Below are 14,265 nucleotides of genomic sequence, written 5' to 3'. Positions count from 1 at the left end.
GCAGGCCATGAAAGATTGGTACCAGACCCACCCGCACCTGTTTCACAAGCGACCATATGATCGTACGGGATGCGACAGCTAGCTTTTCGTACCGTCACTTATTGCACTGAAAACGAGGAGACCCCGGGCAAGAACACCAATGTGTACCTGGGCTCAGCCGAACTCTCGGCCATCTGCTCCAAGCTGGGCCGTATTCCCAGCAAGGAAGAATATCTGGCCGACGTGGGCGTCATTAACCAGAGCAGCGACAAGATCTACCAGTACCTGAACTTCGACCAGATCGAAGAATATGTGGAGAACGCCAAGGAAGCGACTGCCTGAGCGGCGATGGCTCCCTGAAACAACAAACGGCCCTTCGGGGCCGTTTTGCTGCGTAGCCTGGCTGAGGAGAAGTCTGCAGAATGCTGTGTATTTACACAGTATTTATGCCAGCCACCTCCAAGCCCAAGCTCTACAACCCGCGCCACCCCGAGCGCACGCTGCTCTACCAAACGGTGGCCGAGCATTACGAGACCTGGCTTGATCTGGCCAGCGCCGGCCAGTTCGACGGCCAGGGCGACCACCGCAGCCCCAAGCCCTATGTGCGCCAAGCGTTTGCCAAGTACCTGGAATGCGGCATCTTTGCCCACGGCTTTGCCCGTGCCCGCTGCGACGACTGCGGACACGACTTTCTGGTGGCCTTTTCCTGCAAAGGCCGGGGCGTCTGCCCCTCGTGCACCACGCGGCGCATGGCCGAGACAGCGGCACACCTCACCGACCACGTCTTCCCCCGCCTGCCAGTGCGCCAGTGGGTGCTGTCGGTTCCCAAGCGGCTGCGCTACTTTATGCAACGCGACAGCGTGGTGCTGGGCATGGTGTTGCGCATCTTCTTGCGCGTCATTGAGCAAACCCTGCAAGCCAACAGCCCATGCGCAGCGCATGCGAACAAGGCCGCCCTGCACATCGGTGCAGTCGCCTTCATTCACCGCTTTGGCTCCAGCCTGAACGAGCATGTGCATTTCCATGTGTGCGTGGTCGATGGCATGTTTGAGGCGGTGGCAGGGGAGGCGAGTGAGCAGGGCACCCGCACCACAGCGATCAGCGTCATGTTTCACCCGGCTATCGGCATCGACCCCGAAGCGGTGACCCAAGCCCAGGCCAGTTTGCGTCGGCGCATCCTGCGCGCCTTTGTGGGCCGGGGCCTGCTCGAAGGCTTCGAGGCCCAGGAGATGCTGGGGTACAAACACAGTGGGTTTTCGGTAGACACCAGCGTGTGCATAGCAGCACAAGACCGAGCGGGCCTGGAGCGCCTGCTGCGCTACTGCGCACGGCCCCCGTTTGCGCTGGATAGGCTGCGCAAAGCGGGCAGTGAGCTCATTTACCGCTGCGCCAAGCAGCACAGCGAGCCTGGCAGTGACCGGCGCGACCAACGCAAGGCAAAGCGAGGTGTTCGGGCCGACGAACTGCACCTCACGCCGCTCGAACTCATCGACCGCCTTGCCGCGCTGGTGCCGCCACCGCGTGCGCACCGCCACCGGTACTACGGCGTGCTGGCGCCCAATTCACCCCTGCGGGCTGCGGCGGTTGCACTGGGCGCAGGCCAAACCGCAGGCGCGGGCACGGGCACGGCACAGCCCGAGCCAGGCGGTGTGACCGCAGCGGTGGATGCCATGGGAGTGGCCACGGTCGGTGGTCCCAGCCAGCCCGAGCCCACCCAGCCAGCTCTGCCCAAACGCTCAGCTCACATTCTGTGGGCGGTGCTGATCGCCCGCATCTACGAGGTGTTGCCGCTGTTGTGCCCGCTCTGCGGTGGCCAGATGCGCATCATCGCTTTCATCACCTACAGTGCCGACCTCCGGCACATCCTGGAGCACATCGGGGTGGAGACAGAGCCGCCTCGCATCGCGCCAGCACGCGGGCCGCCGCTGTGGGATGGGTGCGATGTGCCGATGGGCGATGGTGTCGAGGTTGAGCCAGATTGGGGCGAGGCGGCCCAACCGGCGCCGGACTTTGAGGTCGATCAGCGCGTCAGTTGGTAAGGGAAGGCAGCAGCGGTTTGGCCGCGCGGCAGGGCTGCGTCTGTCACTGCCAAAAAATGTGCAAACCGAAAAATCTCGGGCTACTGGCGCTGATCAAGCGCTCAGGCAGGCTCAGCCTGAAGGCCTGTGATGCCCAAAACCTGGGCCATAATCGTCCTCCTGTGGTTGGATTTCCTATCCGCTGGCCCTCCGCGTCGGCCTTGCTGTAGGGCGAGAGCACCTCTTGCCCGAGGCTGACCATTTCATAGCGGTCGGCATCCAGCTGGAAAGGCTGTGACGGGTGGTGGTAGGCGATGAGCAGGTCGCAACCGCCTTCCACGAGCCGCATCACGGCGTCGTGCACGTTGAGCGCAATCAAACGACTCTTGAACGGACCGAACTTGTCGTGCAGGCTCGACACCCAGGCGGGAAAGAAGGTGAACGCCAGCGTGTGCGGCACCGCGAACTCGATCATGTCCTTGCCGGCACTGGTGTGCGCACGCAGCATGGCGCGCGTGTTCTGCAGCGCCTGCAGCATCTCCAGCGCCTGGTCATAGAGGGTCTTGCCCGCGGGTGTGAGGCGTGTGGGGTAGGAGCTGCGGTCCACCAGATCGGTGCCCGCCCAGGCTTCGAGTGCCTGTATCCGCCGCGAAAACGCGGGTTGCGTCACGTGGCGCAACTGCGCAGAGCGGCTAAAGCTGCGCGTTTCCGCAAGACTGACGAAATCTTCGAGCCACTTGGTTTCCATGTGGCGCATTATCCGCCCGCGTTCACCGCCTTGCGCGCCAGGGGAAAGCGGGTGATGAACGGTGCCGGTGCGCCGCACCCCTGCTGTGCAAGCCTGCCAGCCAGCCAGCCAGCCAGCCAGCCAACGCATAATGCCGGGCAGCGCCTGCCGCGCTGTTCCATGCCCGGGGCGGCAACGCCCCCGGCCCCCGGCGCACAACAGCGCCGGGCAGGGCGGCGGGCTTTCGCACGTTCCCCCCTCCCACCACTGCCCTCCATGTCCACCCCTCCCACGCCAGGGCCCGCAACGGACACGCCGTCCCGCGCCACAGGCCCCGAGGCCGAACCCCGTTCGCTGCGCCTTGAAGACTGGCTCACCGTCATCGTGATGGCGACGCTGGCCCTGATCACCTTTGCCAATGTGCTGGTGCGCTATTTCACCAACTCGTCTTTTGCCTGGACGGAGGAGATCTCGATCTTTCTGATGATCGTTCTGGCGCTGGTGGCGGGCTCTGCGGCGGTGGCGCGCAACCAGCACATCCGCATTGAATACTTTGCCGAAGGCGGCACAGCGCAGCGCCGTAAGCGCCTGGCGCAACTGGGAGCCATCAGCGTCGCCCTGCTGTTCGGGCTCATTGCCGTGCTCAGCGTGCGCGTGGTGTGGGACGACTACCGTTTTGGCGAAACCTCGCCGGGCATCGGCGTGCCTCAGTGGTGGTATTCGATCTGGCTGCCGATACTGTCCACGCTGATTGCGGCCCGCGCCCTGGGAGTGCTGGTGAGACGCACACGCGCCACGCCCGGCGAAGCCGCATCGCCCCCTGATGGTGATCAACCATGATCGCCACACTGCTGTTCGTGGCCTTTCTGGGCCTGATGTTTCTGGGCGTTCCGATAGGCGCTGCGCTGGGCCTGGCGGGCGCCGCGGCGATTGCACTGGCCAACGCCGACAGCCAGTGGTTCGGCCTGCTGGCCGTGCCCCAGAACTTCTATGCAGGCCTGGGCAAATACCCGCTGCTGGCCATCCCCATGTTCGTCCTGGTGGGCTCGATCTTTGACCGCTCGGGCGTGGCGCTGCGGCTGGTGAACTTTGCCGTATCCATGGTCGGGCGCGGGCCGGGCATGCTGCCGCTGGTGGCGATTGCGGTGGCGATGTTCCTCGGGGGCATCTCGGGCTCGGGCCCGGCCAATGCTGCTGCCGTGGGCGGAGTAATGATTGCCGCAATGGCACGCGCGGGCTATCCGCCCTCCTTCTCGGCCAGTGTGGTGGGGGCGGCTGCGGCCACCGACATCCTCATCCCGCCATCCGTCGCGTTCATCATCTACTCGGTGCTGGTGCCCGGCGCCTCGGTGCCCGCACTGTTTGCAGCGGGCATGGTGCCCGGCGTGCTGGCGGGCATTGCACTGATCGTGCCCGCCGTGTGGATGGCGCGCAAGCACAAGATGGGCACGCTGGAGGCCACCCTGCCCCGCCCGGCCTTCTGGAAGAGCCTGCGCGAAGCCAGCTGGGGCCTGGCCGCTCCGGTGCTGATTCTGGGCGGCATGCGCGCGGGCTGGTTCACGCCCACCGAGGCAGCGGTGGTGGCGGTGTTCTACGGCCTGTTTGTGGGCATGGTGGTGTACCGCACGATCTCCGTGCGCGACCTCTTTCCCATCCTGCGCGAATCGGGCGAGCTGTCGGCGGTGATCCTGCTGGTTGTATCGCTGGCGGGCATCTTTGCGTATTCACTGTCCACGCTGGGCGTGATCGATCCGGTGGCCAAGGCCATCGTGAACTCGGGCCTGGGGGAATACGGCGTGCTGGCACTGCTCATCGTGCTGCTCATCACCGTGGGCATGTTCCTTGACGGCATCTCGATCTTCCTGATCTTCGTGCCGCTGCTGCTGCCCATCATGAACCACTACCAATGGGACCCGGTGTGGTTTGGCGTGATCCTGACCCTGAAGGTGGCCCTGGGCCAGTTCACGCCACCGCTGGCCGTGAACCTCATGGTGTCGTGCCGCATTGCCGGCGTGCGCATGGAGTCCACCGTGCGCTGGGTTGGCTGGATGCTGTTGGCCATGTTCCTCGTCATGGTGCTGGTGATTGCATTCCCCCAGCTGGCCCTGTGGCTGCCCGCAAGGCTGGGTTACTGACTTGAGGCAACGCTGAACAGGTCCCTCATGCGCCGCGAATCCCGGGAAATGTTTTCAGCGTCGCCCTGAGGGCAGGCCCTGCGCCGCAGGGACCGGCCGACCAATCGACACGTAGTGCAGCCCATAACGCGCAGGCAGCTCAGGCGGGTAGAGGTTGCGCCCGTCAAACACGGCACGGTCGCGCAGAAGCTCGGCCATGCGCGCAAAGTCCGGCACGCGAAAGGCTTTCCATTCGGTGACGATGGCCAGCGCATCCGCGCCCTCCAGCGCCTGCAGCGGGCTGGCGCACAGGCGCAGGTCGGGCCGCTCGCCGTACAGCCGACGGGCCTCCTCCATGGCCACCGGGTCGTGGGCCTGCACGCTGGCGCCCGCGACCCACAGCGCTTCCATCAGGGTGCGGCTGGGGGCTGCACGCATATCGTCGGTATTGGGCTTGAAGGCCAGGCCCCACAGTGCAATCACCTTGCCCTGCAGCTGCCCCTCGTAGTGGGCGCGGATGCGCTCGAACAGCACGCGCTGCTGCGCGGCGTTGCGCTGCTCGACAGCCTCCAGCACCACGGGGCGCAGGCCCACGCTGTGCGCCGTGTGGATCAGCGCCTGCACATCTTTGGGAAAGCAGCTGCCGCCGTAGCCAGCGCCCGGGTAAATGAAGTGGTAGCCGATGCGCGGGTCGCTGCCAATGCCCTGGCGCACCGCTTCAATGTCGGCGCCCAGCTGTTCGGCCAGGTTGGCCATCTCGTTCATGAAGCTGATCTTGGTCGCCAGCATGGCGTTGGCAGCGTATTTGGTGAGCTCTGCGCTGCGCACGTCCATCACCAGGAGCTTGTCGCGGTTGCGGTTGAACGGGGCGTAGAGCTCGCGCAACTGGCGCTCGGCACGGGCACTGTCGGTGCCTATCACAATCCGGTCGGGCCGCTGGCAGTCGGCCACGGCCGCGCCTTCCTTGAGGAATTCGGGGTTGGAGACGACGTCGAACTCCAATTCCAGCCCCCGCGCCGCCAGACCTTCACGCACGGTGGCGGCCACACGGTCGGCGGTGCCCACGGGCACGGTGGATTTGTTGACGATGCACAGCGGTTTGTCCATGTGCTGCGCCACCGTGCGCGCCACCGCCAGCACGTGGCGCAGGTCGGCGCTGCCATCCTCGCCCGGCGGCGTGCCCACAGCCAGGAACAGCACTTCGGCATGGCGCACGCCCTCGGCGGCATCGGTGGTAAAGCGCAGGCGCCCCAGGGCGGCGTTGTCCGCCACCAGGGGCTGAAGCCCGGGTTCATAGATGGGAATGCGCCCGGCGCGCAAAGCCTGCACCTTGGCTTCGTCCACGTCCACGCACAGCACCTCGTGGCCCACATCGGCCAGTACGGCCCCTTGCACAAGGCCCACATAGCCTGTGCCAAATACGGTGACTTTCATGCTGCGTAAAACTCCTTGAACCACTGTACAAAGCGGGCCACCCCGTCGCTCACCGCGGTGTTGGGCGCAAACCCCACCCACTCGGCCAGCGCACGGGTGTCGGCGGCGGTGGCGGTCATGTCGCCGGGCTGCACGGGCAGCAGGCGCTTGCTGGCCTGCACGCCCAGCGCGGCCTCGATGGCGGCGATGTAGTCCATCAGCACCGTCGGCTGGTTGTTGCCGATGTTGAACACCCGGTAGGGTGCCTGGCCGCGGCCGGGATGTGGCGCCTGCGGATTGAAGGCCGGATCGGGCGTGGCGGGCTTGTCCAGCACGCGCAGCACGCCCTCGACGATGTCGTCGATGTAGGTGAAATCGCGCACCAGTTGGCCCTGGCCGTAGACGTCGATGGTCTGTCCCGCCAGGATGGCCTGGGTGAACTTGAACAGCGCCATGTCGGGCCGCCCCCAGGGGCCGTACACCGTGAAGAACCGCAGCCCGGTGGTGGGCAGCTGGAACAGGTGGCTGTAGGTGTGCGCCATCAGCTCGTTGGATTTTTTGGTGGCCGCATACAGGCTGATGGGGTGGTCCACCGCGTCGGCCTCGCTGAAGGGAAGCCGGGTGTTGCCGCCATACACGCTGGAGCTGCTGGCATACACCAGGTGCTGCACCGGCCAGGCCCGGCAGGCCTCCAGCAGGTTCACAAAGCCCGCCAGGTTGGCATCCACGTAGGCGTGCGGCTGGTCGATGGAATAGCGCACCCCCGCCTGCGCCGCCAGATGCAGCACGCGGGCGGGGCGCACCCGCGCAAACACCTCGGGCAAGGCCTGGCGGTCGACGATGTCCAGCCGCTCAAAGCGGAAGTTCGGGTGCGGCAACAGGCGCGCCAGCCGCGCTTCTTTCAGCGCCGGGTCGTAGTAGGCATTGAGGTTGTCGATGCCGACCACGGTGTCGCCGCGCGCCAGCAGGCGGGCGCAGGCGTGCATTCCGATGAATCCGGCAGCGCCAGTGACAAGCACAGTGTTCATGGCGAAGGCAATGGGTTGGGGGGTCGGGGTGAGGCAGCAGGGGGTGCTGCCAGGGCTGGATGCCAGAGAAACTGGTAGCGCATGGGAGGCTGGCCCGCTTTCGCGTGCAGGTAGGGCAGCTCCAGCGTGACGGGCGTTGTGGGCAGCGCGGGCGTATGCCACCAGCCGGACGGCGGCTGTGGAGCGCCGCGCGCCACCTGCAGCCATCGCTGGTCTGCCCCGCCGCGCAACACCTCCACTGCGCATGCGCCTGCGGGCGGCTCCGTTGGGGGCGTGGCCTGCGGGGCGGGCACCTTGCACACGGATACCGGCGCCTGCACAAACTGCAGCCGCAGCTGCCCGGCCAGCACGGCATCGCCCGCCACAATCGGGCTGCGGCCGTCATAACCGGCTGCGCGCAGGGCGCCAGCCAGCGCGGCGACGGGCTCGTTCAGCTCGTCGGGCGCGCCCCGCTGGCCATTGGCCCAGACCCGCAGGCTCAGCGCCAGCCACACCAGCACCGCCATGCCCAGCAGCATCCCGCCAAACAGCCTGCCGCCCCGATGCCCTGCCAGCCCGGGCCGCCAGGCAAACGCCATCAGCGGCACCGTACACAGCAGCGGGTAGAGCCAGCGGCCCTTGATGTGCGTGACACCGCCCACAACGACCAGTGCCGCGAGCGCCAGCGCCAGCAGCAGCACATAGCGGCCAAACAGGGGCAAGACACTGTCGGAAAGACCTGGACCCGGGCTGGGCTCCGCCACCGCTGGCGGGGGCGTGGACCGCCACCAGCCGCTGCGAAACGTCACCAGCGCCAACAGGGCAAAAAGCAGCAGGTTGGCCAGCACCGCCTTGGCCAGGCTCAGCACGCCGCGCACCACCGGGTGCTGGTCGCCAACGGACTGCAGCTTGCCCATGGTGGGGGCACTGGCGGCCTGCCAGTGCTCCAGCAGCCACAGGCCATGCGGCAGCACAACGAGCAGTGCCAACACCGGCAGCCACCAGCCCCCACGCTCGCGCAGCAGTGCCCGGCCTGCCGGCAGCGACAACAGCGCGCCGCCCAGCACCGCGGCAAACAGCGCGAAACTGTATTTGGACAGCATGCCCAGCCCCAGCAGCAACCCCAGCAGCGCGAACCCCGCCGGGCGGGGCTGGCGCAGCTGGCGCAACAGCGCCCACCAGGTGGCCGCGACCAGACAGGTGAGCAGCACCGAGTGCGTCAGATCGCGCAGCGATTCCCACCCCATGGCGGGGATCAGCAGCAGGCTTGCCGCCGCCCACAGCGCTGCGCGCTCGGGCATCAGGGGCAGGGCCGTGCGCCACACCAGCACCAGCGTCAGGCCCAGCAGCATGAATTTCAGGCTCGACAAGGCCAGCACGCTCGGCCCCAGCAGGGCAAACCACCCCGCCTGCAGCCACGTGTACAGCGGCGGCTGGCTGCCATAACCCCAGGCGAGCGTCTGGCTCCACAGCGCCTGTTCGGCCTCATCCAGTTCCAGCGCTGGCGACACCGCCACGCGCGACGCCACATGGGCGAGCATCCAGAGCAGGCACCACGCAAGCGGGTGCATCCAGGGGGACCAACGGGGCGGCGGAGCAAAAGACAAGGTAGGTAACCAGAAAATAAAGCCGCAGCGGCCCAGAGAGCAAGGCGGGCAGCGGCTTGGCGGGCCTTTGCCTTGGCACAATACCAAGTCCATCGACCACACCCGAACCAACCCATGCGCGATTCCAGCACCACACCGCCCGAAGTCTCGATTGTGGTGCCCATTTATAACGAACTCGAGAATCTTCCCGACTTGGTCGAGCGCATTCACGGGGCAATGGCCACCCAGCCCCTGAGCTTTGAGCTGATTGCGGTAGACGACGGCTCCAGCGACGGCAGTGCTGCCCGCCTGCGCGAGCTCACCGACGGCCGGCCCTGGCTGCGCGCGGTGTGCCTGGTACGCAACTACGGCCAGTCGGCCGCCCTGCAGGCGGGCTTTGACCGGGTCCGCGGGCGCTATGTGGTAACGCTGGACGCTGACCTGCAAAACGAGCCCCAGGACATCCCCCTGCTGCTGCAGCGCCTGGAGACCGACCCCGACGTGGACATGGTGTCGGGCTGGCGCCACCAGCGGCAGGACAAGGCCCTGTCGCGACGCCTGCCCTCCATGCTGGCCAACCGGCTCATTTCGCGCAGCACCGGCGTGCACCTGCACGACTACGGCTGCGCGCTCAAGGCCTACCGCCGCCCCATCATCGACCGCATCCGCCTGTATGGCGAGCTGCACCGGTTCATCCCCTCGCTGGCCAAAGAAGCCGGCGCGCGCATCACCGAGGTGCCGGTGCGCCACCACGCCCGCACCCGGGGCGTTTCCAAATACGGCATCGACCGCACCTTCCGCGTGATCCTGGACCTGATGCTGATCGTGTTCTTCATGCGCTATCGCCACAGGCCGCTGCACGCCTTTGGCGGCATGGGCCTGTGGCTGGCCACGCCGGGCCTGCTGATGCTGGCCTGGCTCGCGGGGCTCAAGCTGCTGGGGCACGATGTGGGCGGGCGGCCGCTGCTGATCACGGGCGTGATGCTGCTGCTGATGGGGCTGCAGCTCATCGTGGCCGGTCTGGTGGGCGAGATGCTGATCCGCATCTACCACGAAGGCCGGGGGCAGCCCCAGTTTTACGCGCACGAGCACGACCCACTGGCCGACACAGCCCCTGCAGCCGGCCCACCTGACGCCCCGCTGGCATGAGCCGCGCCCACAAGGCCCTGCTGCGCGGGCTGCTGGGTCTGGGCCTCTTGCTGGGCGTGGTGGTGCTGGCGGATCTTTCGCAGCTGTGGCAACGGCTGCGACAGGCGCAGCCGTTGTGGCTTCTGGCGGGGCTGGCGCTGGCGCTGGCATCCAACATCGTGTCCGCCCTGCGCTGGCGGGCACTGGTGCAGTGGCTGGGGGCAAAGATGCCTTGCCGGTCTGCGCTGCGCTGGTACTTCCAGGCCATGGGGCTGAACGCCCTGCTGCCCGGCGCCGTGGTGGGCGGCGACGTGTACCGGGCGGTGGCCTTGCGGCAAAGCGGCGAGGGTGCCATGGCGGCCAGTGCCTCGGTCGTGCTGGACCGGCTCAGCGGGGTGTGGATGCTGTGCGTGCTCGGTGCCCTGGGTGCGCTGGCCTCGGCCCCGGTGCTCGCGCCCTGGGCGGGGGTGCCTGCCTGGGCCCTGGCCGGCCTGGCAGGCTTGGCCGCCGGCCTGGGGCTGGTGCTGCCCTGGGCCGGCATGCGGCATTTACGCCGCCGCAAAGCGCCCCCGCACCGCTGGCTGGCCGCGCTGCACACACTGGCCAACCAGCCCGATACGGGGCAGCGGCTGCTGCGCCAGGCGCTGGCATCCATAGCGGTGCAGGTGCTGTCGGCCGCCGCACTGGCAGCGGGTGCATGGGCCCTGGGGGTGCAGGCACCCTGGTCGGCCTGGGCCTTTGCCATGGCGCCCATTTTTTTGCTGGCTGCGCTGCCCGTCAGCGTGGGGGGCTGGGGCACCCGCGAGGCCGCCGCCGTGCTGGCGCTGGCGCCCTTTGGCGTGGATGCCGCCGGCGCCGTGGGTGCGGCCCTGGTGTATGGCCTGTGTGGACTGGTGCAGGGCGGCGCAGGGGCGCTGGCGTTCGGCCTCGGTGCCACGCGGGACAACCATCCGTAGCGCCGCACCATGGGCAACGCTGGCACGCTGCCCCCGCCCTCGCGGGCACGGCTGCCGCACCCGCCGCCACCAGCAAAACATCACTTTGATGGTAGAAAGTGGCCCTAACGCTTGTCAAAAAAGCGCCATCAGCTATTTATTTCATAGTAAGGAGACTCCATGAAACTGCGCACCTTCCTCACCACCGCCCTGGCCGCTGCCGCCGCCCTCGCCTTCACGGCGCCAGCCGCCATCGCACAGACGGCGTACAAGAGCGAGTACCGCATGTCGCTGGTGCTGGGCCCCGCGTTCCCCTGGGGCAAGGGCGGCGAGCTGTGGGCCAACAAGGTGCGCGAGCGCACCAATGGCCGCATCAACATCAAGCTCTACCCCGGCGTCTCGCTGATCCAGGGCGACCAGACGCGCGAGTTCAGTGCGCTGCGCCAGGGCGTGATCGACATGGCCGTGGGCTCCACCATCAACTGGTCGCCGCAGGTCAAGCAGCTCAACCTGTTCTCGCTGCCCTTCCTGTTCCCCGACTACGCCGCGGTCGATGCCGTGACGCAGGGTGACGTAGGCAAGAGCATCTTTGCCACGCTGGACAAAGCCGGTGTGGTGCCGCTGGCCTGGGGCGAAAACGGCTACCGCGAAATCTCCAACTCCAAGCTGGCCATCAAGAGCCCCGCCGACCTCAAGGGCCTGAAAATCCGCGTGGTGGGCTCGCCCCTGTTCCTGGACACCTTCACCGCCCTGGGCGCCAACCCCACGCAGATGAGCTGGGCCGATGCCCAGCCCGCCTTTGCCAGCGGCGCGGTGGACGGGCAGGAAAACCCCTTGTCCATCTTCACCGCCGCCAAGCTGCACAGCGTGGCGCAAAAGCACATCACGCTGTGGGGCTACGTGAACGACCCGCTGATCTTTGTGGTGAACAAGGAAGTGTGGAACAGCTGGACCCCGGCCGACCGGGAGATCGTCAAGCAGGCCGCCATCGAGGCCGGCAAGGAAGAAATCGCCATCGCCCGCAAGGGCGTGATCGAGGCCGACAAGCCGCTGCTCAAGGACATCGCCGCCCTGGGCGTTACGGTCACCCAGCTCACCCCGGCCGAACGTGAGGCGTTTGTGAAAGCCACGCGCCCCGTGTACGACAAGTGGAAGGGGCAGATCGGCGCCGACCTGGTGAACATGGCCGAAAAGGCCATTGCAGCCCGCAAACAGTAAGAACAGGCCAGGGCGAGCGCACCGCCCCCTGAACGAGCCCCGCAAAAGCGGGGCTTTTTTTGCGCTGCATCGCGGCGAGCGCCACTTGCTGTTGCTTCAATATTGATAGCTGTCAGCGCAATCCAGCAAAGCGCCAGAGGCATTTTTTACTCATATTCCAGCCTCGGCACCCGGCACCGGGTACTTGAGCGCGTTCTTGCGCAGCTTGTTCTCCACCGCAGCAGCCACGTCCACGCCCGCGTGGTCGGCCAGCTGCAGCAGGTAGAGCAGCACATCGGCCACTTCATCGGCAATGGGTTCCCTGAGCGCCGGATCGTCGCGCACTGCCCGCGATTGTTCGGGCGTCATCCACTGAAAAATCTCGGTCAGTTCAGCCGCTTCCACCATCAGCGCCATCGCCAGGTTCTTGGGGGTGTGAAACGGCTGCCACTGCCGCTCGGCGGCAAAGGCGCGCAGCCGCGCCTGCAAGGCATCGACATCCAGAGACATTGCAAAAACTCCTGATTTGATAGCTGCTCGCGCTTATCTGTAGAGCGCTAGAGCCACTTTTCATTCAAACTTCAGAGCGGAGACACCGGCGCCTCGCCTGCCAGATGGCGGCGAGCGTTTTCCAGGAAACGGTCCACCGAGGCCTGCACCGCCTCGGGCGACCAGCCCGCCACGTGGGGTGTGAGCACCACGCTGTCCAGGTCCAGCAGCTCGGCCGGGGGCGCGGGCTCGCTCTCGTACACATCCAGGCCTGCTGCCGCAATGCGGCCTTCGCGCAGCGCGGCGGCCAGGGCGGCGGTGTCGATCACGCTGCCGCGTGCGATGTTGACCACCACGCCGCGCGGGCCCAGCGCGTTCAGCACGTCTGCGTTGACCAGGTGCCGGGTAGCAGCGCCACCCGGCGTGGCGACCACGAGGAAGTCCGCCCATGCGGCAAGCGCCGCCACATCGGCAAAGTAGCGATACGGCACATCGGTGCGCGCGCTGCGGTTGTGGTAGCCCACCTCGATCTCGAAGCCCAGCGCGCGCTGTGCGATCTTCTTGCCGATGGTGCCCAGGCCGATGATGCCCAGCCGCTTGTGCGACACGTTGGGCGGCAGCGGCAAGGCCGTGCGCCAGATGCCGGCGCGCGTGGCCTTGTCCAGCGGCAGGATGCGGCGCTGCGCGGCAATCAGCAGGCCCCAGGTGTGGTCGGCCACGCAGTCGTCGTTGGTGCCCGCGCCCGTGGCCACCACGATGCCGCGCGCCTTGGCGTGGGCCACGGCGATGTTCTCGTAGCCCGCGCCCAGCGCGCAAATCAGCGTGAGCGCAGGCAGCGCATCGATCTGCGTCGGGCTCAGGCCCACGGCACCGATGGTGAGCACCACCCGCACGCGGCTGCCGTGCTGCGCGATCGCGGCCGCGGCCTGCGGCGCGTCGGGCGCGTAGATCACTTCAAAGGTCTGGGCCATCTGGGCGATGTGCTCTTCAGACAAAAACATGAGGGCAAGAAGGACGGGCTTCATGGGTCAGTGCAATATCAACAATAAAAATCTGCGAGAACCAGCGCGGAGCAGTCTGCGCCACCTACCTCCGCGCGGAGCGGGTAAAACTGGCGCAGTCCCGGCGAGAGACGCCTGGCAAGGGCCGCCCCGCAGCGATGGCGTCGTCCCCCTCAGGGGCTGAGTGCCGCGGCTCCAGGCCTGCCTGTGCAGGCCTGGACGGCACCGAAGAGCGGTCGCCTGTGGCGGCCGCTCCGAGGCGGCTATGGCGACTCAGGGGGGGCCTCCTGCTGCAGCGACCACATGCTGGCGTAGCGGCCGCCCTGGGCCAGCAGTTGCGCGTGCGTGCCGCGTTCGATGATGCGGCCGGCGTCCATGACCAGGATTTCGTGCGCGTCCACCACCGTGGACAGGCGGTGCGCAATCACCAGTGCAGTCTTGTTCTGCGCCACTCCCTGCAGCTCGGCCTGGATGGCGCGCTCGTTGGCCGAGTCCAGCGCGCTGGTGGCCTCGTCAAAGATCAGGATCGGCGGGTTCTTGAGCAGGGTGCGGGCAATCGCCACGCGCTGCTTTTCACCACCCGAGAGCTTGAGCACCAGCCAGCTTGCTGTGGATACCCATGGCTACACCGACTTTGCCATGTCACATGCCCGTTTGCTTGGTTTTGATCT

General features: G+C 67.0%; 11 protein-coding genes and 3 pseudogenes. 7 read left to right on the top strand and 7 right to left on the bottom strand.

What is annotated here, in order from left to right:
• Positions 1-126: 126 nt before the first annotated feature.
• Together PO605_RS30425 and PO605_RS30420 are read left to right on the top strand one after the other, a co-directional pair.
• Positions 127-321, top strand: a pseudogene (locus PO605_RS30425) (hypothetical protein); the annotation flags it as partial.
• Positions 322-425: 104 nt separating this feature from the next.
• Positions 426-2,018 carry a transposase gene (locus PO605_RS30420; RefSeq protein ID WP_020229221.1) on the top strand — a complete coding sequence of 531 codons (1,593 nt, stop codon included), beginning with the start codon at positions 426-428 and terminating at the stop codon, positions 2,016-2,018.
• 181 nt (positions 2,019-2,199) lie between these two features.
• Here PO605_RS30420 and PO605_RS30415 read toward each other — a convergent pair.
• Positions 2,200-2,745 (bottom strand): annotated as a pseudogene (locus PO605_RS30415) (LysR family transcriptional regulator); the annotation flags it as partial.
• Positions 2,746-3,000: 255 nt separating this feature from the next.
• Between PO605_RS30415 and PO605_RS30410 the strand changes: the two are divergent.
• The gene (locus tag PO605_RS30410) at positions 3,001-3,564 is read left to right on the top strand and encodes a TRAP transporter small permease (protein WP_008903773.1); all 564 of its coding nucleotides are present in this window, start codon (positions 3,001-3,003) and stop codon (positions 3,562-3,564) included.
• Entirely contained in the window at positions 3,561-4,859 is a 1,299-nt protein-coding gene (locus tag PO605_RS30405; RefSeq protein WP_008903774.1) for a TRAP transporter large permease, read from the top strand. Before PO605_RS30410 ends, PO605_RS30405 begins: the two co-directional genes overlap by 4 nt.
• A gap of 54 nt (positions 4,860-4,913) precedes the next feature.
• On the opposite strand, the gene PO605_RS30400 is transcribed toward PO605_RS30405, so the two are convergent.
• Genes PO605_RS30400 through PO605_RS30390 form a run of 3 tightly spaced genes read right to left on the bottom strand, consistent with a single transcriptional unit; the run spans position 4,914 to position 8,829 of the window.
• Positions 4,914-6,272: a UDP-glucose dehydrogenase family protein gene (locus PO605_RS30400; protein WP_088167215.1), complete on the bottom strand. Its 1,359-nt coding sequence runs from the start codon at positions 6,270-6,272 to the stop codon at positions 4,914-4,916.
• The gene (locus PO605_RS30395; RefSeq protein WP_047219839.1) at positions 6,269-7,279 is read right to left on the bottom strand and encodes an NAD-dependent epimerase; all 1,011 of its coding nucleotides are present in this window, start codon (positions 7,277-7,279) and stop codon (positions 6,269-6,271) included. Before PO605_RS30395 ends, PO605_RS30400 begins: the two co-directional genes overlap by 4 nt.
• Positions 7,276-8,829, bottom strand: coding sequence for an ArnT family glycosyltransferase (locus PO605_RS30390; RefSeq protein ID WP_047219840.1), 1,554 nt, complete (start codon positions 8,827-8,829; stop codon positions 7,276-7,278). Before PO605_RS30390 ends, PO605_RS30395 begins: the two co-directional genes overlap by 4 nt.
• Before the next feature lie 150 nt (positions 8,830-8,979).
• Between PO605_RS30390 and PO605_RS30385 the strand changes: the two genes are divergently transcribed.
• From PO605_RS30385 to PO605_RS30375, 3 genes are all read left to right on the top strand, one after another.
• Positions 8,980-9,993 carry a glycosyltransferase family 2 protein gene (locus tag PO605_RS30385; protein ID WP_047219841.1) on the top strand — a complete coding sequence of 338 codons (1,014 nt, stop codon included), beginning with the start codon at positions 8,980-8,982 and terminating at the stop codon, positions 9,991-9,993.
• Positions 9,990-10,928, top strand: a complete 939-nt coding sequence (locus tag PO605_RS30380; RefSeq protein WP_047219842.1) for a lysylphosphatidylglycerol synthase transmembrane domain-containing protein — start codon at positions 9,990-9,992, stop codon at positions 10,926-10,928. The genes PO605_RS30385 and PO605_RS30380 overlap by 4 nt, the downstream gene beginning before the upstream one ends.
• 159 nt (positions 10,929-11,087) lie before the next feature.
• Complete coding sequence (locus PO605_RS30375; protein WP_047219843.1) at positions 11,088-12,125, top strand: DctP family TRAP transporter solute-binding subunit; 1,038 nt, start codon at positions 11,088-11,090, stop codon at positions 12,123-12,125.
• A gap of 150 nt (positions 12,126-12,275) precedes the next feature.
• Here the strand turns inward: PO605_RS30375 and PO605_RS30370 are convergent, their stop codons facing one another.
• The 3 genes and pseudogenes from PO605_RS30370 to PO605_RS30360 form a co-directional block, all read right to left on the bottom strand.
• On the bottom strand, positions 12,276-12,614 hold the full coding sequence (locus PO605_RS30370) for a nucleotide pyrophosphohydrolase (RefSeq protein ID WP_179218035.1): 339 nt from the start codon (positions 12,612-12,614) through the stop codon (positions 12,276-12,278).
• Positions 12,615-12,685: 71 nt separating this feature from the next.
• Positions 12,686-13,618: a 2-hydroxyacid dehydrogenase gene (locus PO605_RS30365; protein WP_047219844.1), complete on the bottom strand. Its 933-nt coding sequence runs from the start codon at positions 13,616-13,618 to the stop codon at positions 12,686-12,688.
• 239 nt (positions 13,619-13,857) lie between these two features.
• Positions 13,858-14,187, bottom strand: a pseudogene (locus PO605_RS30360) (ATP-binding cassette domain-containing protein); the annotation flags it as partial.
• Positions 14,188-14,265: the final 78 nt, after the last annotated feature.

The organism is Delftia sp. DT-2 (genome assembly GCF_028401915.1).
Lineage (GTDB): Bacteria > Pseudomonadota > Gammaproteobacteria > Burkholderiales > Burkholderiaceae_C > Comamonas > Comamonas tsuruhatensis.
Note: the sequence above shows the minus strand (reverse complement) of the source record. Positions and strands in the feature narration are given on the sequence as shown.